The following is a 19,629-nucleotide window of genomic DNA, read 5'->3' on the forward strand; positions in this document are numbered from 1 at the left end:
GGCGATCACAAAGCCTGTGCCTCGTCAACGAGGTGCGTGGAGGCAGGGCAGGGCCTGTGGGGCGGGTGTGACGCAGGACCCGCGTACACGGGACATGTGTGACACGAGGGGGGCGTTTGTGACACGAGTGCTGCAAAGGCGTGCGCGGGCTCGAAGGCGCGGCACGTTGACAACGGCGGCCTGGCAATGACGCGTTGACGCCGCCGGGTGCTCAGGCAGGGTGGGCCGGACCCGCTGCGCCGGGCCCGGCCCACCGGCTCCCCCGGTTTCCGTTCCCGAGGACGTGCCGTCGCCCCCGGGGACGGGCGGTCGGTGACCTCCCCCCGGGATCACCGGCCGGAAGATCAGCGTGCATTCAGCGGACCCTGCCGGTCTTGGAAAAAAGCGCACTTCGTGCGGATGTGAGCAACAGGCTCGTCGCCTCGCCGGTCATCCGGTCGGCGGCCGGCACCACGGGCTGCGTCACGGGCGGGACCACCCGCGCCATGGTGAACTCGCGGGGCGTGCACCCCGTCATCGCCCTGAACTCCCCGCTCAGATGGGCTTGGTCGTAGAAACCGCAGATCGCCGCGGTCTCCGCCTGCCCGTGTCCCTGCGCCAGCAGCCGCCGGGCCCGCTGCAGCCGCAGCACCCGGGCGGCGACCTTCGGTCCGAGCCCGATCTGCTCCCGGAAGCGGTTCTCCAGGTGCCGTACGCTCCAGCCGACCTCGTCGGCCAGCAGCCGTACCGGCACCGAGCCCCAGGTCCGCACCAGTTCCGACCAGGCCCGTACGACCTTTGCGGAACTCGGCGTCCCGGCCTGCGACCAGCGCGTCAACTCGTCGTCCAGCAGCCCGAAACGGGCCTGCCAGGTGGGCAGCGCGGCCAGTGCGGCGGACAGCTCGCCGATGCTGCGCCGCCGACCGCCGTCCTTGCCGGTGCCGAGGACGTGCGGCAGCTCGTCGGGGTCGACGGTGCGGTCGGCGAGCTCGTACTGCGGGGTGCCGAACAGCGTGAACGCCGCCCACGGCATGAGCAGCACCTCGACTCCGGACAGCCGCCCGCCGTGCTCGCCGACGGCCGGTGTGGTCGTCGGCCCGGAGAACACCGAGACGAGCGTCGCCGGGGGCCGCCCCGCGCGTGTGATGCGGATCGGTTCCTCGAAGCCGAGCAGCAGCGTCGCCGCCCCGATCGGTGCCTCCAGCCGCCGCCGCGGCCGGTCCAGCGCCAGCCGCACCCCGCGATAACTGATCACCCCGGGCCGCAGCCGAGGATGCGGCCGCGCCGGCACGGTCTCCCAGGAACCCCAGGGCCCGGACCCGGTCCGGACCAACACTCCAGCCGCCATCGGCACATGGTCCTACGTCGCCTGCAGTGCCGCCAGGGGCGCGGGGAACCGCGCGATCGGCCACAGACGACCCGCACTCGCGCACGCACGGAACCCGGCAGACGAGCAGACGAGCAGGCGCCCGGCCCTCCTCCCGGAGGGCTACGCCCCGCAGGACCGCAGAAACGCCCGGGTCCGCTGAGCGATGGGCAGCGGAGCCCCCGGCTCACACGGATACATGTCCTGCTCGACGATCGCGAACAACTCCACCCCCAGGGCCTGCGCGGCATCGAGCACCGGCCCCAGCTCGGGCACCCCCGCAGGGGGCTCGCACATGACGCCCTGCGCGACAGCCGGCCCGAACGGTGTCCCCTTGGCCCGCACGTCCGCCAGGATCTCCGGGTCCACCTGCTTGAGATGCAGGTACCCGATCCGCTCGCCGTACGTCTCGATCAGCTTGACGCTGTCGCCGCCGCAGTACGCGTAGTGCCCCGTGTCCAGGCACAGCGAGACCACGTCGGAGTCGGTCCCGTCGAGGAACCGTACGACGTTCTCCTCGCTGTCGATGTGCGTGTCGGCGTGCGGATGCACCACGATCCGCAGCCCGTACTCCTCCCGCACCTGGCGTCCCAGTCGCTCCGTCAGGGAGTTGAGATTGCGCCACTGCCCCGGCGTCAGCGTGTCCGGCTCCAGCACCTCGCCGGTCTTGTCGTCCCGCCAGAAGGACGGGATGACCACCAGGTGGGACGCTCCCATCGCCTGCGCGAGGGCCGCGTTGTCCGCGACGTGCGCCCAGGTCTTCTCCCACACCGCCTCGCCGTGGTGCAGGCCCGTGAACACCGTGCCGGCCGACACCCTCAGGCCGCGGCGGGCCGTCTCCTCGGTGAGGACGGCCGGATCGGTCGGCAGGTACCCGTACGGCCCCAGCTCGATCCACTCGTAGCCCGAGTCCGCGACCTCGTCGAGGAAGCGCTGCCAGGGCACTTGGCGAGGATCGTCCGGGAACCAGACGCCCCAGGAGTCGGGCGCCGAACCGACGCGGATACGGGAAAGACCGGAAGATTGAGGTGACAACGACGTCATGGCCGCCAGAGTGCGGGTCCCGACAGGGGGTGTCAAGGTCTGGTCCGAATGTCTGGACAAAACATTGACAGGGCTCCGTGTACCCGGCTAGAAACCGGGGGAGGAGTTGCAACGAAGGGAAGCCGATGGCGTACGACCTGATCACCATGGGGCGGATCGGGGTGGACCTCTATCCGCTCCAGACCGGCGTGCCGCTGCCGCAGGTGACGAGCTTCGGCAAGTTCCTCGGCGGCTCGGCGAGCAACGTCGCGGTGGCCGCCGCCCGTCTCGGGCACCGCACCGCGGTGATCACGCGCACCGGCGACGACCCCTTCGGCACCTATCTGCACGAGGCCCTGCGCGGCTTCGGCGTCGACGACCGCTGGGTCACCCCGGTCCCGGGCCTGCCCACCTCGGTCACCTTCTGCGAGATCTTCCCGCCCGACGACTTCCCGCTGTACTTCTACCGGCAGCCCAAGGCCCCCGACCTGGAGATCGACGCCCACGAGCTCGACCTGGACGCCGTCCGCGACACCCGCATCTTCTGGGTCACCGGCACCGGACTGAGCGAGGAGCCCAGCCGTACGGCGACGCTGGCGGCCCTCGCCCACCGGGCCAAGGCCGGCACCACGGTCTTCGACCTCGACTGGCGCCCCATGTTCTGGAAGGACCCCGCCTCGGCCCGCCCCTTCTACGCGGAGGCCCTGCGCCACACCACCGTCGCGGTCGGCAACCTCGACGAGGTGGAGGTCGCCACCGGAGTGCGCGAACCGAAGGCCGCCGCCCAGGCGTTGCTGGACGCGGGCTGCGAGCTCGCCGTCGTCAAACAGGGGCCCAAGGGCGTCCTCGCCGTCAACAGCAAGGGCGAGTCGGCCGAGGTCCCACCGCTGCCCGTCAGCGTCCTCAACGGCCTCGGGGCCGGCGACGCCTTCGGCGGCTCCCTCTGCGACGGCCTGCTGGCGGGCCGGGACCTGGAGGCGATCATGCGGCACGCCAACGCGGCCGGCGCGATCGTCGCCTCCCGCCTGGAGTGCTCCTCCGCCATGCCGACCGCCGACGAGATCGAGGCCGCCCTCGCAGCCGGAGCGGTGCTGTGAGGGCGGGCCGGGTCTCGGGTGCCCACCACGACGGCACCCATGACGGCGGCGACGGCGTCGCGCACGCGCGCGTGGACGTCTCCGAACTCGTCCGCCTCCGTACGCACCACCCCGAAGCCGTGGCGGAGGCCGCCGCCCGCCGCGCCCGCCGCCCGCTCATGGGCGACTCCGGCCGGCTGATGATCGTGGCCGCCGACCACCCGGCCCGCGGCGCGCTCGGCGTCGGCGACCGCAGGTTCGCCATGGCCAACCGCGCCGACCTGCTCGAACGCCTCTGCCTCGCGCTCTCCCGCCCCGGCGTCGACGGCGTCCTCGCCACCGCCGACATCCTCGACGACCTGCTGCTGCTCGGCGCCCTGGAGAACAAGGTCGTCATGGGCTCGATGAACCGCGGCGGCCTCCAGGGCGCGAGCTTCGAACTCGACGACCGCTTCACCGGCCATCGCGCCGAGGACATCGAGCGGCTCGGCTTCGACGCGGGCAAGCTGCTGCTGCGCATCGACTACGCCGACCCGGGCTCGCTGACCACGCTGGAGTCCACGGCCCGCGCCATCGACGACATGGCCGCGCGCCGCCTCCCGGTGTTCGTCGAGCCCTTCCTCAGCCACCGCACGGACGAGGGGAGGCTGAAGAACGACCTGTCCGCCGAAGCGGTCACCAAGTCCATCGCGATCGCCTCGGGCCTCGGCGGCACCTCGGCCTACACCTGGCTCAAGCTGCCCGTCACCGAGAACCCGGACGACATGGCGGAGGTCATGGAGACCTCCACGCTGCCCGCCGTGCTGCTCGGCGGAGAGGTGGGGGACGATCAGGACGGGGCGTACGAGAAGTGGCGCGGCGCGCTCCAACTCCCCACCGTGCGGGGCCTGGTGGTCGGCCGCTCGCTGCTGTATCCACCGGACGGCGACGTGGCCGCCGCCGTCGACACCGCCGTAGGACTGCTGTGAGGAGCTGATGGTCGCGGCCGGGCTGTACACCGAGAGGACCGTGCTTCCGCCGCCGAGCGGATGTACGGTACGGCCGGCCGGTGACATGACGGACGAAGAGTTTCAACTCCCGGGCGGGGCAAGCGCATTCGCGTCGGTCTTCGACTTCGCGTACGTTCCCCGTGACGCCCGGACCCAGATCGCCTCCGGCGCGGGAGGCCGCTTCGCCCTGGCAGGAGCGAAGTGCGAGCGACGACTCCCCGCCCGCTACGGCCCCGCGCCGGAGGTCTCGAACGGTTTCGGCCGTCAGCGCGTATCTCCCTCCCGTGAGGGCGGATCCGGCGGCCGCAGACGGGACCGGCGGCTCCGCCTCCGTCCGGCCCACGCAACTGGCACTGGGGGTTACCGATGACTCCGACCACCTCGACGACGCGGCTGACGGTCGCACAGGCGCTGGTGCGCTTCCTGTCCGTCCAGTACACCGAGCGGGACGAAGTACGGCGGCGGCTGATCGGCGCGACCTGGGGCATCTTCGGCCACGGCAACGTGGCGGGAATCGGCCAGGCGCTCGTCGAGTACGCGGACGACATGCCGTACCGCCAGGGCCGCAACGAACAGGCCATGGTGCACGCGGCCGTCGGCTACGCCCGGCAGTCGGGCCGCCTGTCCACGCACGCCGTGACGACGTCCGTCGGGCCGGGCGCGACCAACCTCGTGACGGGCGCCGCCCTCGCCACGATCAACCACCTGCCGGTCCTGCTCCTGCCGGGCGACGTCTTCGCCACCCGCCCCGCCGACCCGGTCCTCCAGCAGCTCGAAGTCCCCTACGCGGGCGACGTGTCGGTCAACGACAGCCTGCGCCCGGTGTCCAGGTACTTCGACCGGATCTCCCGCCCCGAACAGCTCGTTCCGGCCGCCCTCCAGGCCATGCGGGTCCTCACCGACCCCGTGGAGACCGGCGCCGTGACGCTCGCCCTCCCGCAGGACGTCCAGGCGGAGGCGTACGACTGGCCCGAGGAGTTCTTCGCCGAGCGCACCTGGGTGATCCGCCGCCCGGGTGCCGACCCGACCGAACTCGCCGAGGCCGTCAGGGCGATCAGGGACGCGCGCCGGCCGCTGGTCGTCGCGGGCGGCGGTGTTCACCACAGCCGAGCCGAGGAGGCCCTCGCCGAGTTCGCGGCGGCCACCGGCATACCGGTCGCCTCCACCCAGGCCGGCAAGGGCTCGCTGCGCTGGGACCATCCCCAGGACGTCGGCGGCATCGGGCACACCGGCACGGCGACGGCCGACGAACTCGCCCGCACCGCCGACCTGGTGATCGGCGTCGGCACCCGCTGGACCGACTTCACCACCGCCTCCGGCACCCTCTTCACCGGCGAGGGCGTCCGCTTCCTCAATCTCAACATCGCGCCCTACGACGGCCACAAGCTCGCCGGCCTGCCCCTGATCGCGGACGCCCGCAGCGGGCTCCAGGAGCTGACGGCGGGTCTGGACACGCACGCGTACCGGGTCGCGGCCTCCTACGTCACCGAGTACACCGAGGACAAGGAGCGCTGGGAGCAGCGCGTCGACGCCTGCTACGAGGCCGACGAGCCGGACGTACGCCCGACGCAGCCGCAGGTCCTGGGCGCGCTCGACGCGCTGGTGGACGAGACGGACGTGATCGTCAACGCGGCCGGCTCCCTCCCGGGCGACCTGCACAAACTGTGGCGGGCACGCTCGCGGGACCAGTACCACCTGGAGTACGGCTACTCCTGCATGGGCTACGAGATCCCGGCCTCGATCGGCGTGAAGCTGGCCGCGCCCGACCGGCCCGTGTGGGCGCTGGTCGGCGACGGCACGTATCTGATGATGCCGACGGAGATCGTGACCGCCGTGCAGGAGGGCATCGCGATCAAGGTCCTGCTGATCCAGAACCACGGGTACGCGTCCATCGGCGGTCTGTCGGAGTCGGTGGGCGGCGAGCGGTTCGGCACCGCGTACCGGTTCCCGTCCAAGGACGGCGGGTACACGGGGGCGCCGCTGCCCGTGGATCTCGCCGCCAACGCGGCCAGCCTGGGCATGCGCGTGCTGCGCGCCAAGACCGTCGGCGATCTGCACGAGGCGCTCGCCGAGGCCCGTGCCGCGGACACTCCCACATGTGTCTACGTCGAGACCGAAACGGCCGACACTGTGTCGGGCCCGCCGCCCGCCCAGGCCTGGTGGGATGTACCTGTGGCCGAGACCGCGACCCGACCGTCGGCGGTCAAGGCCCGAGAGCTGTACGAACGGCACGTCTCCACCCGACGCCGCCATCTGTGAAGGAGAAACCGGGCATGACGAAGATCGTCAACCACTGGATCGGCGGCAAGACCGTCGAAGGCGCGTCGGGTACGTACGGGCCGGTCACCGACCCCGCGACCGGCGCGGTCACCACGAAGGTCGCCTTCGCGACGGTCGACGAGGTGGACGCGGCGGTCGCCGCCGCGAAGGACGCCTTCGCCACCTGGGGCCAGTCCTCGCTGGCCAGGCGCACCGAGATCCTGTTCCGCTTCCGCGCGCTGCTGGACGCCAACCGGGACGCGATCGCCGAGCTGATCACCGCCGAGCACGGCAAGGTCCACTCCGACGCGCTCGGCGAGGTGGCCCGCGGTCTGGAGATCGTCGACCTGGCCTGCGGCATCAACGTCCAGCTCAAGGGCGAGCTGTCCACCCAGGTCGCCAGCCGTGTGGACGTCTCCTCGATCCGCCAGCCGCTCGGCGTGGTCGCGGGCATCACCCCGTTCAACTTCCCGGCCATGGTGCCGATGTGGATGTTCCCGATCGCCATCGCGACCGGCAACACCTTCGTGCTGAAGCCCTCCGAGAAGGACCCGTCGGCCTGTCTCAAGATCGCCGAGCTGCTGTCCGAGGCCGGCCTGCCGGACGGCGTCTTCAACGTCGTGCACGGCGACAAGGTGGCCGTGGACCGGCTGCTGGAGCACCCCGACGTCAAGGCCGTCTCCTTCGTCGGCTCCACCCCGATCGCCCGCTACATCCACACCACCGCCGCCGCGAACGGCAAGCGGGTGCAGGCGCTGGGCGGCGCCAAGAACCACATGCTGGTGCTGCCCGACGCCGACCTGGACGCGGCCGCCGACGCGGCGGTGAGTGCGGCCTACGGCTCCGCGGGTGAGCGCTGCATGGCCATCTCCGCCGTCGTCGCCGTCGGCGCGGTCGGTGACACGCTGGTGGAGAAGATCCGCGAGCGCGCCGAGAAGATCAAGATCGGTCCGGGCAACGACCCGGCGTCCGAGATGGGCCCGCTGATCACGAAGGTGCACCGCGACAAGGTCGCCTCCTACGTGAACGGCGCCGCCGCCGAGGGCTGCGAGGTGGTCCTGGACGGCACCGGCTACACCGTGGAGGGCTTCGAGGACGGCCACTGGATCGGCCTGTCCCTGCTCGACAAGGTGCCCACGTCGGCCAAGGCCTACCAGGACGAGATCTTCGGCCCGGTGCTGTGCGTGCTGCGCGTGGACACCTACGAGGAGGGTGTCGCGCTGATCAACAACTCGCCGTTCGGCAACGGCACCGCGATCTTCACCCGGGACGGCGGCGCCGCCCGCCGCTTCCAGCTGGAGATCGAGGCCGGCATGGTCGGCGTCAACGTGCCCATCCCGGTCCCGGTCGGCTACCACAGCTTCGGCGGCTGGAAGGACTCGCTCTTCGGGGACCACCACATCTACGGCAACGACGGCACGCACTTCTACACCCGCGGCAAGGTCGTCACCACTCGCTGGCCCGACCCCGCCGACGCCCCCGCCGGCGTCGACCTCGGCTTCCCCCGCAACCACTGAAGCCGCACGGTGCCCCGTTCCCGAGGGAGCGGGGCACCGCCGTGTCCGGGGCTCAGCCCTGCTGCTCCTGGGCCTTCTTGACCTGCTCGGTGAGGTCGCCGGTCTGCGCGGCCGGCGGAGCCTTCACCGGTGCGGTGGCACCGAACTTCTGGAAGTCCATGGTGACCTTGACCGTGCCGATCGCCTGCTTCAGACGGACCGGGAGGTCCTTGGAGCCGACCCAGATGTCCATGGTCATCGAGTCGGCGCCGCCGGTCACCGAGCCCATCAGGTTGTCACCGCCGTAGGCGTCCTTGAACTTGCCCATGTGCGCCTTGTCGACGACGGCGCGGTAGTGGGTCGTGCTCTGCCCGTCGACGGACTCCTTGCCCAGGTCCTTGACGTTGCTCGCGTACTTCAGGCCGCGCATCGCGGCCGCCGGGTTGCCGCTCCCGCTGCTGCCGCTGAAGGCCTGCGAGCCCTTGTCGCCGAAGACAGCCGAGGAGTCGATCTTCATCCACTCCTTGCCCGCGAGGGGGCCGGAGGCCTGCGGGTCGATGTCGTAGTAGTAGGCGCCGTCGACGAACAGCACCCGGGTCTTCGGGCTGTCCTGCAACTGCTGCATCTGCGCGGCCGCCGTGTCCATCTCGGCGTCGAAGGCCAGCCCGTCGCCCCAGGAGTACGTCCCGTCCATGGCGATCGGGGTGCCCGTGCCCAGGTCGGTGCTGACCTTGACCTGGGCCGAGCCGAGCTGCTCGGTGCGGTCGGTCGCCCGTGACAGGACGGCCATGATCTTGTCCGCGCTGTCCACGGCCTTGGCCGCCGTCTTCGCACCGTCGGCGCCGCACGCGGACACCGCGAGTGTCGCCGCCGCCGTGATCCCCACCCAGGCAGCGGTGTGCTTCAGCTTCATGAGTCCCCACCCATTGCTGTGATTCGGTTGTGAAGTTCTGTGGTCGATGACTCTAGCGGGACACTCTGACAGGTCCGGATACCGGACGTCCTCACGTTTTTTCGACGCCCGCCCTGCGGTTCCCGCACGGCCCAAGGACCCCGAACGGGCTGCGCGGAACTGCTGTTTACGCATCCGTAAGGGCCTTCTTGCTACTGATTTCGTAGCCAGACACCTATTGACGCGTCGGTTTTCGTCGGGGTTCTATGCATCCCACCCAGCCGCCGGAGGCATCCGCACCAGTCGATCGGAACCGCTGCATGACCGATACGCTCCGCCCCGTCGACACCGCCGTCCCCGAGGCGGCGGACACCGCCGGTCCCACGACGCTCAAGCGCTCCATCGGAGTCGTCGGCGGCACCCTGCTCACGCTCTCCTGCGTGACCCCCGCCTCCACGCTGTTCGTGGTCGTGCCGGACCTGTTCGGCTCCCTCGGCACCGCCACCGCCCTGACGATCGCCATCGGCTCCCTGCTGTGCATCGCCGTGGCGTTCTGCTACTCGGAGCTGGGCACCCTCATCCCGAGCGCGGGCGGCGAGTACGCCATGGTCTCGACGATGGCCGGACGCCTCGCGGGCTGGCTCGTGTTCGTCCTCTCCCTGCTGGTCGTCATGATCGTGCCGCCGGTGATCGCGATGGGCACGGCGGACTACCTGACGCCGATCGTGCACCTCGACCCGGCGGTCGCCGGTGCCGGCGTGATGCTGCTCGCCACCCTGGCCGGCCTGCTCGACCTGCGCGCCAACGCCTGGATCACCGGCGTCTTCCTGGTCCTGGAGGTCATCGCGGCGGCCGTGGTCGCCCTCCTCGGCTTCGCGCACAGCGAGCGGGGCGTGAGCAGCCTGGTGTCGATGAAGGTGGCCGGCACCCACGGTCACACGGACACGGTGACGGCGATGCTGGTGGTCTCGGGCCTCGCGATCGCCCTCTTCGTCACCCAGGGCTTCTCGACCGCCGTCTACCTCTCCGAGGAACTGGAGAACCCGCGCCGCAACGTCGCCCGCACGGTTCTGGTCACCCTCGCCATCTCCACGGTGATCATCCTCGTCCCGGTGGCGGCGATCACCATGGGCGCCTCCGACATCTCCCAGCTGACCGGCGGAAACATCAGCGGCATGGTCACCGCCTGGTCCAACTCCGCGGTCGGCACCTTCGTCAGCCTCTGCGTGGCCCTCGCGATCATCAACGCGGGCATCGTGATGGTCATCCAGAACTCCCGCGTCCTGTTCGCCTCGGCCCGCGACAAGGCCTGGCCCGGGCCGGTCAACAACGTCTTCGCCAAGCTCGGCCGCTTCGGCTCCCCCTGGGTCGCGACCCTCGCCGTCGGTGTCCCCGGCGCCCTCCTGTGCTTCGTGAACCTGGACACCCTCTACGGCGTCACGGGCGTCTCGGTGACCGGCATGTACCTCCTCGTCGCCGTCGCCGCCCTCCTGGCCCGCCGCGGCTCCCACCGGCACACGCCCGCCTGGCGCATGCCGCTGTGGCCCGCGATGCCGGTCCTCCTGATCGCGGTCCTGGCCTACATCCTGAGTCAGCAGGAGACGAGCTACCTCCTGTGGACGGGCGGCATCACCGCCGTGGCCACCCTCTACTGGGCGCTCTACCTCCGCCCCCGCAAGGAAACCCGCTGGCTGGTCACGATCCCGGAGGACGCCCAGGCCTGAACGGGCCGCAGGCCGATCAGGGGCGCGGGGACGTACCACGACCGCGGTACGCCGATACGACTCCGTACGCCCGGAGGAGGTGCACCTGCTCACCCTCCGGGCTGCTCCAACTGTCGGTGACGCCCCGTACCGTTGGAGCATGGATCTTCGACCGTCCCGCCTGCGAGGGCTGCTGCGAACCCCCCGGAGGGCACTCGCCGCCGGTGCCGCCGTCGTGGTGCTCGCGGGCGCGGGCACCTGGACGGCCGTCGCCTCGGACGAGAAGCCTCCCGTGCACCGGAGCGACCGCCTCATGTCGATGGACGGCGTGAAGATCGACACCTCGTACTTCACACCCCCCTCGACCGGCGGACGCCACCCCGCCGTGCTGCTCGCCCACGGCTTCGGCGGCAGCAAGCAGGACGTGCGCCGGCAGGCGGAAGACCTCGCAAGGGACGGCTACGCGGTCCTGACCTGGTCCGCACGCAGCTTCGGCAGGTCCACCGGAAAGATCGGGCTGAACGACCCGAAGGGCGAGGTCGCCGACGTCTCCCGGCTGATCGACTGGCTGGCGAAACAGCCCCAGGTCCAGCTCGACAAGCCCGGCGACCCGCGCGTGGGCGTCGCCGGCGCCTCGTACGGCGGCGCGATCTCACTGCTGGCCGCGGGATACGACCACCGGGTGGACGCCATCGCCCCGGCGATCACGTACTGGAACCTCGCGGACGCCCTGTTCCCGGACGGCGTGTTCAAGAAGCTGTGGGCCGGGATCTTCGTCAACTCCGGCGGCGGGTGCGCGAAGTTCGAGCCCCAGCTGTGCCGGATGTACGAGCGGGTCGCGGAGTCGGGCAAGCCCGACGCACAGGCGCGCAAGCTGCTGGAGGCCCGCTCCCCGTCCGCCGTCGCCGGCCGCATCAAGGTGCCGACGCTCCTGGTGCAGGGCCAGACGGACTCCCTCTTCCCGCTCGGCCAGGCCGACGCGGCGGCGAAGGCCATCCGCGCCAACGGCGCCCCGGTCGACGTCGACTGGCTCGCTGGCGGACACGACGGCGGCGACATGGAGTCGAGCCGCGTCCAGGCACGCGTGCGTACGTGGTTCGACCGCTACCTCAAGAACGACAAAGCCACGGACACCGGCCCGGCCTTCCGCGTCAGCCGCAGCGGCGGCGTCGACTCCACGAGCGGCGCGGCGGTGCTGCGGGGCGCGAGCGCCGACGCCTACCCCGGCCTGGAGAGCGGCCGGCGCTCGCTGCGGCTGCGGGGCACCGAGCAGAGCTTCGCCAACCCGGCCGGCGCCGGCCCGCCCGGCGTCTCCGCCCTGCCCGGCCTCGGCGGTTCCGGCGGACTCGCCCGGCTGTCCACGCTCGGCGTCGGGGTGTCACTGGACTTCCCCGGCCAGTACGCGCAGTTCGAGTCGGCGCCGCTCACCGGCGGCCTGCGGATCACCGGATCGCCGACGGTCACCGTCCATGTGAAGTCGACGAGCGAGGACGCCGTGCTCTTCGGGAAGGTGTACGACGTCTCACCCGGCGGCGGCACACCCCAGCTGCCCGCGCAGCTGGTGACCCCCGTCCGCGTCGAGGGCGCCAAGGCCGGCAAGGACGTCACGATCACGCTCCCGGCCGTCGACCACCAGGTCGAGCAGGGCCACCGGCTGCGCCTGGTCCTCGCCTCCACCGACCTGGGCTACGCCTCCCCGGTGAACCCGGCGACGTACACCGTCTCCCTGAAGGGCGACCTGAAGGTGCCGACGGCGCCCGGCGTGAGCACCGCGGCCGCCCCGCTGCCGTCCTGGGTGTGGTGGCTCCCGGTGGCCGGTGCGGTGATCGCCCTGGCCCTGCTGCTGACCGGCCGCCGCCGTACGACCGCGGCGCCCCCGGATGCGGCGCTCGCCGAAGTCCCGCTCCAGATCACGGACCTGAGCAAGCGGTACGCCAGGTCGGCGGACCGTTACGCGGTGCGGGACCTGTCCTTCCGTGTGGAGAAGGGCCAGGTCCTCGGCCTCCTCGGGCCGAACGGCGCGGGCAAGACCACCACCCTGCGCATGCTGATGGGCCTGATCAAGCCGGACGCCGGCGAGGTCCGGGTCTTCGGCCACGCGATCCGCCCCGGCGCCCCCGTCCTGTCCCGGGTCGGCGCGTTCGTGGAGGGCTCGGGCTTCCTGCCGCACCTGTCCGGCCGCGAGAACCTGGAGCTGTACTGGCGGGCGACGGGCCGCCCGGCCGAGGACGCCCATCTGGACGAGGCCCTGGAGATCGCCGGTCTCGGCGACGCGCTCGCCCGCGCGGTGCGCACCTACTCCCAGGGCATGCGCCAGCGCCTCGCGATCGCCCAGGCCATGCTCGGTCTCCCGGACCTGCTCATCCTCGACGAGCCGACCAACGGCCTCGACCCGCCGCAGATCCGCGAGATGCGCGAGGTGCTCATCCGGTACGCGGCGGCCGGCCGCACGGTGATCGTCTCCAGCCACCTCCTGGCCGAGGTCGAGCAGTCCTGCACCCACCTCGTCGTCATGGACCGCGGCCGCCTCGTCCAGACGGGCCCGGTGGCCGAGATCATCGGCTCCGGCGACACCCTCCTGGTCGGCCTGGCGACCGACATCCCGGACCCGCTGGTCGAGAAGGTGGCGGCGCTGCCAGATGTGGAGTCTGCCGTACGGGCGGATGGGGGCTTGATGGTCCGGCTGACCGCCCCGGGTCCGGCGGCGCCCCAAAGGGGCGCGGGGAACGGCGCGACCAGCCACGACGGAGTCGCGGACGAACGACGGCACATCGCGGCACCCTCCTCCGAACCAGCTCCGGCCGCCGCGAGGCTGCTCGTGGACCTCGTACGCCTGGAGGTCCCCGTCTCCTCCTTCGGCGCCCACCGCCGGCTCGAAGACGCCTTCCTCACCCTGATCGGAGGTTCCGCATGAGCACGCTCGTCGAGCGCGCCGAGACCGCCTCCGGGTACAAGGCGGGCCGCACGCTGCCCCTGAGGGTCGAGCTGGTCCGCCAGCTCAAACGGCGCCGGACACTGATCATGGGCGGGATCCTCGCGCTGCTGCCGTTCGTGCTGCTGATCGCGTTCGCGATCGGCGGCGACCCGGACGGCCGCAACGGCACGGTGACGCTGATGGACACGGCCACCGCGTCGGGAGCCAACTTCGCCGCCGTCAACCTCTTCGTCTCCGCCGGCTTCCTGCTCGTCATCCCCGTCGCCCTGTTCTGCGGGGACACGGTCGCCTCGGAGGCCGGCTGGTCCTCCCTGCGCTATCTGCTGGCCGCACCCGTGCCGCGGGCCCGCCTGCTGTGGTCCAAGCTCCTCGTCGCCCTGGGCCTCAGCCTGGCCGCGATGATCCTGCTGCCGGTGGTGGCGCTCGCCGTCGGCACGGCCGCCTACGGCTGGGGACCGCTCCAGATCCCCACCGGCGGCGCGCTGGACACGGGCACGGCGACGCAGCGCCTGCTGGTGGTCGTGGCGTACGTCTTCGTGTCCCAACTGGTCACCGCGGGCCTCGCGTTCTGGCTCTCGACGAAGACCGACGCACCCCTCGGCGCGGTCGGCGGCGCGGTCGGCCTGACGATCGTCGGCAACGTCCTGGACGCCGTCACCGCCCTCGGGCACTGGCGCGACTTCCTGCCCGCGCACTGGCAGTTCGCCTGGGCGGACGCCGTCCAGCCGCATCCCGTGTGGTCCGGCATGATCCAGGGCACGGCGATTTCGATAACGTACGCCCTCGTCCTGTTCGCCCTGGCCTTCCGGGGTTTCGCCCGCAAGGACATCGTCTCCTAGGTCAACGGAGGGTCACCCACCGGTCTCGGCGGGCCATGATCGTGGCCGTCTTGAGATCCTTCCGCAACGCCCCGTGCCGCACGTTCCGCCCCCCTGTGCCGTCACAGTCACAGACATCGGCGTCAACTCACCAAGGGGGCACGGAAGATGGAGCGGTACCGAACACCCCGGCCGGGCACGCCACACCGCCGCACCGGCCGGCGGCGCACCAGCCGCCCGCGCGCCGCCCGCCGGCTGCGCACCGCCGTCCTCGCGCTCACGGCGGCGGGCGGCCTGCTGCTCACGGCCTGCAGCGCGGGCGGCGGCTCCGACGGCAGCAGCAAGGCATCGGACGGCTCACACCGCAACGGCTTCCCGGCACCGGCGCCCGCCGCCCCGACGGCCGGTGACCAGCAGGGCCAGGACAGGTTCGCGAGCCCCTCCCCGTCCCCCGACCACCTCTCCACGTTCGCCCTCGACGTCGACACCGCCTCCTACGAGTACGCCCGCCGCACCCTCGCGGAGGGAGGGCGCCCGGACCCCGCCACCATCCGCCCCGAGGAGTTCGTCAACAGCTTCCGCCAGGACTACGAACGCCCCGACGGCAACGGCTTCTCGGTGACCGTCGACGGCGCCCGCACGAACGAGAAGAACTGGTCCCTCGTCCGCGTCGGCCTCGCCACCCGTCCCGCCGGCGATTCCGGCGAACGCCCGCCCGCCGCCCTCACCTTCGTCATCGACATCTCCGGCTCCATGTCCGAGCCCGGCCGGCTCGACCTCGCCCAGAAGTCCCTGGACACGATGACGAACCGGCTGCGTGACGACGACTCGGTCGCCCTGGTCACCTTCAGCGAGAAGGCGGAGACCGTGCTGCCGATGACCCGCCTCGGCGGCCACCGCGGCGAGATCCACCACGCGATCGACAGCCTGGAGCCGACGTACTCCACCAACCTCGGCGCGGGCGTCGAGACCGGCTACGCCACGGCCGTCGAGGGCCGCCGCGCGCACGCCACCAACCGCGTCGTCCTGATCTCCGACGCCCTCGCCAACGACGGCGACACCGACCCGGACTCCATCCTCGACCGCATCTCCACGGCCCGCCGCGAGTACGGCATCACCCTCTTCGGCGTGGGTGTCGGCAGCGACTACGGCGACGCGCTCATGGAGCGCCTCGCCGACAAGGGCGACGGCCACACCGTGTACGTGTCGGGGGAGGACGACGCCCGCAAGGTCTTCTGCGACCAGCTCCCGCAGAACATCGATCTGACCGCCCGCGACGCCAAGGCCCAGGTCGCGTTCGACCCGAGCACGGTCGCCGACTTCCGCCTGGTCGGCTACGACGACCGCCAGGTCGCCGACGACGACTTCCGCGACGACCGCGTCGACGGCGGCGAGGTCGGCCCCGGCCACACGGTCACCGCCCTCTACGCCGTGCGCACCCGGCCCGGCGCCGAAGGCCACCTCGCCACGGCGACCGTCCGCTGGCTCGACCCCGACACCCGCGCGCCGCACGAGCGGTCCGGGGAGGTGGAGACCACCGGCCTGTGGGACTCCGTCTGGGAGGCGGCCCCCCGCTTCCAGGTGACCGCCGTCGCCGCCTACTTCGCCGACGCCCTGCGCCAGGGCGACGACCGCTGGGCCACCCTCCCCGGCGACCCAGGCCTCGGCGAACTGAAGGACCGCGCCGACGACTTGGCGAAGCGGACCGAGGACCGGGACGTACGCCGTCTCGCGGACGCGATCGGGGAGGCCCGCCGAGGTCAGGGCTAGGACACCAGTTCAGTCACGGTGCACCATTGACCTTTTCTTACTTGCGAGTAAGTTGACCCCCCAGTCAGAGCCGACCGGGAGCCGTCATGGGTGTACGCAGGGATCTGAAGAGGGCAAAACAGCGCACCGACCTCGCGGCCCGCACCAGGGTCGAGGTCACCAAGGACGAGACCGGCGTCGTACGGGAGGCCCGCACCCAGGCCCTCGCCCCCCGCGCCACCTCCGGAAGCACCGCCGACCTCCCCTGGACCAACGCGGCCGAGGCCCCCGACGCCGTGGTCCTGCGCCGCAGACGCAACGGCAGCTGGCGGCCGGTGACCGCGGCGGCCTTCGCCCGCGAAGTCACCGCCGTGGCCAAGGGGTTGATCGCGGCGGGCCTCGAACCGGGCGGCCGGGTCGCGGTGATGTCCCGCACCCGCTACGAGTGGACGGTCCTGGACTTCGCGATCTGGGCGGCGGGCGGCCAGACCGTCCCCGTCTACGCCACGTCCTCGGCCGACCAGGTGGAGTGGATCGTCCGCGACTCCGAGGCCCGCTTGGTCGTCGCCGAGACCGCCGAGAACGCGGCCACGGTGGCGACGGGCACGGCCCGCCACGAACACCCGCCCCGCGTCTGGCTGTTGGACGAGGACGCCCTCGCCGACCTCACCGCGCTCGGCGGCGACCTGCCCGACGAGGAGGTCACCAAGCGCCGTACGGCACTCACCCCCGGCACGACCGCGACGATCTGCTACACCTCCGGAACCACCGGAAAACCGAAGGGCTGCGTGCTCACCCACGCCAATCTGCACGCCGAGGCCGCCAACACGGTCGAGCTGCTGCACCCCATCTTCAAGGAGGTCACGGGCCAGGTCGCCTCGACCCTGCTCTTCCTCCCGCTCGCCCACATCCTCGGCCGCACCCTCCAGATCGCGTGCCTGATGGCCCGTATCGAGATCGGTCACTGCCCGAGCATCAAACCCGACGAACTCAGGCCCGCGCTCAAGGAGTTCCGGCCGACCTTCCTCGTCGGCGTCCCGTACCTCTTCGAAAAGATCCACGACACCGGCCGCGCGACCGCCGAGAAGATCGGCCGCGGCGCCTCCTTCGACCGCGCGGACCGCATCGGCGTCCGCTTCGGGGAGGCGTACCTGAACAAGTTCCTGGAGACGGGCAAGGGACCCGGCCCCGGCCTCTACGCCGCCTGGGCCCTGTACGACCTGCTGGTCTACCGCCGCGTGCGCAAGGAGCTCGGCGGCCGCATGCGCTACGCCATCAGCGGCGGCTCCCCCCTCGACCGCAACCTCAACCTGTTCTTCTACGCCGCCGGCATCATCGTCTACGAGGGCTACGGCCTGACCGAGACCAGCGCCGCCGCCACCATCGTCCCGCCGCTGAAGCCCCGCCCCGGCACCGTCGGCGTCCCGGTCCCCGGCACGGCGGTGCGCATAGCCGAGGACGGGGAGGTGCTCATCAAGGGCGGGGTCGTCTTCGGCGCGTACTGGAACAACCCGGCCGCCACCGACGCCGTGCTCCAGGACGACTGGTTCGCCACCGGTGACCTGGGCGCCCTCGACGAGGACGGCTATCTCACCATCACCGGCCGCAAGAAGGACATCCTCGTCACCACCGGCGGCAAGAACGTCTCCCCGGCCGTCCTGGAGGACCGCCTGCGCAGCCGCCCGCCGATCGGCCAGTGCATCGTCGTGGGCGACAACCGTCCCTTCGTGGCCGCCGTCATCACCCTCGAACCGGAGGCCGTGGAGCACTGGCTGACGGTCCGTAAGCTGCCCCGGGACACCCCCATGTCCGAGGTGGTGCGGGACCCGCGCATGCGCGCCGACGTCCAGAAGGCCGTGGACTACGCCAACGAGGCCGTCTCCCGGGCCGAGTCGATCCGCGCGTTCACCCTGGCGGAGGGTGAATTCACGGAGGACAACGGCCTGCTCACGCCGTCGCTGAAGATCAAGCGCCATGCGGTGACGACGGCGTACGCCGAGGAAATAGAGGCGCTGTACGCCCGCTGACGTCCCTGGACCGGTCACTCAAGCGGGTGACCCATGTCGAGCCGTCCGACTCAAGTGGGGCAATAAGGTTATATATGACTAAGCGTCACTGAACATAGGATCTGCGGTGAAGGAGGACGAATGATCCCTCGCCGCCGGTCCGCCCTCGTACGGCTGGCACTCATCACCGCCGGAGTGCTCACGCTGGCCTCACTCGCCTGGGGCCCGATGTCCTCGCTCGACGACGACCAGAACCCGGACCCGCCGCCGGTGGTACCCACCGCGCCCGGCCCCACGCCCGCGCCGGCGGAGGTGCCGCCCTTCCCCGCGGGCGCGGACAGCGAGCGGCCCGCGTTCGGCGCCTTCCTCGACTCCGAGGCCGCAGGTGTGGCGCGGATGCAGAAGTTCAGCAGCTGGCTGGGCGGCACCGAACTGCGCGTCGGGCACACGTATCTGCCGGGCGACGTGTGGAGCAACATCGAGGGCGGCAACGGCTTCCTGGACGGCTGGGCCCAGTGGCGGCGGGCCGAGGCCGACCGGATGCTCGTGCTCAACGTCCCGCTGATGGAGCACAACGAGGCGGATTTCTCCGACACGGCCGTCAGGCGGCTGCTCCGGCGCGCCGCGGCCGGCGCCTACGACGAGCACTTCCGGGTCCTGGCGCAGCGGCTGGTCGACCTGGGCGCGACCGACACGATCCTGGTCCTCGGCTGGGAGATGAACGGCACGACGTACACGCACCGTTGCGGCCCCGACCCCGAGCACTGGAAGGAGTACTGGCGGCGCATCGTCACCGTCATGCGCTCGGTGCCGGGCCAGAAGTTCAGGTTCGACTTCGCCCCCACCCGCGGCACGGACGCGATCCCGTGGCCGGAGTGCTATCCCGGTGACGACGTCGTCGACATCGTCGGCATGGACTCCTACGACCAGCCCCACGGGATGTCCTTCGACGAGCAGGTGTCCGAGCCCTACGGTCTCCAGTTCCACGTGGACTTCGCGCGCCGGCACCACAAGCCGTTCTCGTATCCGGAGTGGGGCCTGTTCCGCAACGGCGACGACAGCACGTACATGCTGCGGATGCTGGCCTGGATGGACGAGCAGAAGCCGCTGTACAACACGCTCACCGACTACTGCCCGCACGGCGTGTGGCAGTGCGGCGGAAATCCCCGGGCCTCCGCCCTGTACCGAGCGGTGCTGTCCGGCGCCCCCGCGCCGAGGCCGGCACCGGGTCCGCCGGTCCCCGCCCCGCCAGGACCGCCGACGCCGCCCGCGGTGACCCCTCCGAGGCCGACACCGGTGCCGCGACCGACACCCGTGCCGACGCCGCCTCCGAAGTGA

The 19,629-nt window shown here is 71.5% G+C and carries 13 protein-coding genes and 1 pseudogene; 11 read left to right on the plus strand and 3 right to left on the minus strand.

The window, feature by feature from the left end; genetic code table 11:
- Positions 1-355: 355 nt before the first annotated feature.
- A complete protein-coding gene (locus tag ACGFYN_RS05890; protein WP_393864509.1) occupies positions 356-1,327 on the minus strand; it encodes a helix-turn-helix domain-containing protein in 972 nt (323 codons plus the stop codon).
- 141 nt (positions 1,328-1,468) lie between these two features.
- A complete protein-coding gene (locus tag ACGFYN_RS05895) occupies positions 1,469-2,389 on the minus strand; it encodes a sugar phosphate isomerase/epimerase family protein (RefSeq protein WP_393864510.1) in 921 nt (306 codons plus the stop codon).
- Between the two features lie 125 nt (positions 2,390-2,514).
- Between ACGFYN_RS05895 and iolC the strand changes: the two genes are divergently transcribed.
- The 5 genes and pseudogenes from iolC (at position 2,515) to mmsA (ending at position 8,209) form a co-directional block, all read left to right on the plus strand.
- A complete protein-coding gene (gene iolC, locus ACGFYN_RS05900) occupies positions 2,515-3,465 on the plus strand; it encodes a 5-dehydro-2-deoxygluconokinase (protein WP_393864511.1) in 951 nt (316 codons plus the stop codon).
- A 71-nt stretch (positions 3,466-3,536) separates the two neighbouring features.
- A complete protein-coding gene (locus tag ACGFYN_RS05905; RefSeq protein WP_393864863.1) occupies positions 3,537-4,412 on the plus strand; it encodes a deoxyribose-phosphate aldolase in 876 nt (291 codons plus the stop codon).
- 28 nt (positions 4,413-4,440) lie between these two features.
- Positions 4,441-4,755 (plus strand): annotated as a pseudogene (locus tag ACGFYN_RS05910) (5-deoxy-glucuronate isomerase); the annotation flags it as partial.
- 44 nt (positions 4,756-4,799) lie between these two features.
- Positions 4,800-6,692: a 3D-(3,5/4)-trihydroxycyclohexane-1,2-dione acylhydrolase (decyclizing) gene (iolD, locus tag ACGFYN_RS05915; RefSeq protein ID WP_393864512.1), complete on the plus strand. Its 1,893-nt coding sequence runs from the start codon at positions 4,800-4,802 to the stop codon at positions 6,690-6,692.
- Between the two features lie 14 nt (positions 6,693-6,706).
- Positions 6,707-8,209, plus strand: coding sequence for a CoA-acylating methylmalonate-semialdehyde dehydrogenase (gene mmsA, locus ACGFYN_RS05920; protein WP_393864513.1), 1,503 nt, complete (start codon positions 6,707-6,709; stop codon positions 8,207-8,209).
- A 52-nt stretch (positions 8,210-8,261) separates the two neighbouring features.
- Here mmsA and ACGFYN_RS05925 read toward each other — a convergent pair whose 3' ends face one another.
- Positions 8,262-9,101, minus strand: a complete 840-nt coding sequence (locus ACGFYN_RS05925; RefSeq protein WP_393864514.1) for a hypothetical protein — start codon at positions 9,099-9,101, stop codon at positions 8,262-8,264.
- A gap of 299 nt (positions 9,102-9,400) precedes the next feature.
- Between ACGFYN_RS05925 and ACGFYN_RS05930 the strand changes: the two genes are divergently transcribed.
- The 6 genes from ACGFYN_RS05930 to ACGFYN_RS05955 all read left to right on the plus strand — a co-directional run bounded on the left by ACGFYN_RS05930 (position 9,401) and on the right by ACGFYN_RS05955 (position 19,629).
- Positions 9,401-10,804, plus strand: a complete 1,404-nt coding sequence (locus ACGFYN_RS05930) for an APC family permease (RefSeq protein WP_393864515.1) — start codon at positions 9,401-9,403, stop codon at positions 10,802-10,804.
- 139 nt (positions 10,805-10,943) lie between these two features.
- The gene (locus ACGFYN_RS05935; protein WP_393864516.1) at positions 10,944-13,697 is read left to right on the plus strand and encodes an alpha/beta fold hydrolase; all 2,754 of its coding nucleotides are present in this window, start codon (positions 10,944-10,946) and stop codon (positions 13,695-13,697) included.
- A complete protein-coding gene (locus ACGFYN_RS05940) occupies positions 13,694-14,557 on the plus strand; it encodes an ABC transporter permease (protein WP_393864517.1) in 864 nt (287 codons plus the stop codon). The genes ACGFYN_RS05935 and ACGFYN_RS05940 overlap by 4 nt, the downstream gene beginning before the upstream one ends.
- Positions 14,558-14,704: 147 nt before the next feature.
- Positions 14,705-16,306, plus strand: a complete 1,602-nt coding sequence (locus ACGFYN_RS05945) for a von Willebrand factor type A domain-containing protein (RefSeq protein WP_393864518.1) — start codon at positions 14,705-14,707, stop codon at positions 16,304-16,306.
- Positions 16,307-16,392: 86 nt separating this feature from the next.
- Complete coding sequence (locus ACGFYN_RS05950) at positions 16,393-18,312, plus strand: AMP-dependent synthetase/ligase (protein WP_393864519.1); 1,920 nt, start codon at positions 16,393-16,395, stop codon at positions 18,310-18,312.
- 120 nt (positions 18,313-18,432) lie between these two features.
- On the plus strand, positions 18,433-19,629 hold the full coding sequence (locus ACGFYN_RS05955; protein WP_393864520.1) for a glycoside hydrolase family 26 protein: 1,197 nt from the start codon (positions 18,433-18,435) through the stop codon (positions 19,627-19,629).

This window comes from Streptomyces sp. NPDC048419, from assembly GCF_043200415.1.
Taxonomy (GTDB): domain Bacteria; phylum Actinomycetota; class Actinomycetes; order Streptomycetales; family Streptomycetaceae; genus Streptomyces.

Excerpts from the sequence above, each read along its gene's own strand:
- ACGFYN_RS05890 (WP_393864509.1), bottom strand. The coding sequence starts at position 1,327 with ATGGCGGCTGGAGTGTTGGTCCGGACCGGGTCCGGGCCCTGGGGTTCC.
- ACGFYN_RS05895 (WP_393864510.1), bottom strand. The coding sequence starts at position 2,389 with ATGACGTCGTTGTCACCTCAATCTTCCGGTCTTTCCCGTATCCGCGTC.
- iolC (WP_393864511.1), top strand. The coding sequence starts at position 2,515 with ATGGCGTACGACCTGATCACCATGGGGCGGATCGGGGTGGACCTCTAT.
- iolD (WP_393864512.1), top strand. The coding sequence starts at position 4,800 with ATGACTCCGACCACCTCGACGACGCGGCTGACGGTCGCACAGGCGCTG.
- mmsA (WP_393864513.1), top strand. The coding sequence starts at position 6,707 with ATGACGAAGATCGTCAACCACTGGATCGGCGGCAAGACCGTCGAAGGC.
- ACGFYN_RS05925 (WP_393864514.1), bottom strand. The coding sequence starts at position 9,101 with ATGAAGCTGAAGCACACCGCTGCCTGGGTGGGGATCACGGCGGCGGCG.
- ACGFYN_RS05930 (WP_393864515.1), top strand. The coding sequence starts at position 9,401 with ATGACCGATACGCTCCGCCCCGTCGACACCGCCGTCCCCGAGGCGGCG.
- ACGFYN_RS05935 (WP_393864516.1), top strand. The coding sequence starts at position 10,944 with ATGGATCTTCGACCGTCCCGCCTGCGAGGGCTGCTGCGAACCCCCCGG.
- ACGFYN_RS05940 (WP_393864517.1), top strand. The coding sequence starts at position 13,694 with ATGAGCACGCTCGTCGAGCGCGCCGAGACCGCCTCCGGGTACAAGGCG.
- ACGFYN_RS05945 (WP_393864518.1), top strand. The coding sequence starts at position 14,705 with ATGGAGCGGTACCGAACACCCCGGCCGGGCACGCCACACCGCCGCACC.
- ACGFYN_RS05950 (WP_393864519.1), top strand. The coding sequence starts at position 16,393 with ATGGGTGTACGCAGGGATCTGAAGAGGGCAAAACAGCGCACCGACCTC.
- ACGFYN_RS05955 (WP_393864520.1), top strand. The coding sequence starts at position 18,433 with ATGATCCCTCGCCGCCGGTCCGCCCTCGTACGGCTGGCACTCATCACC.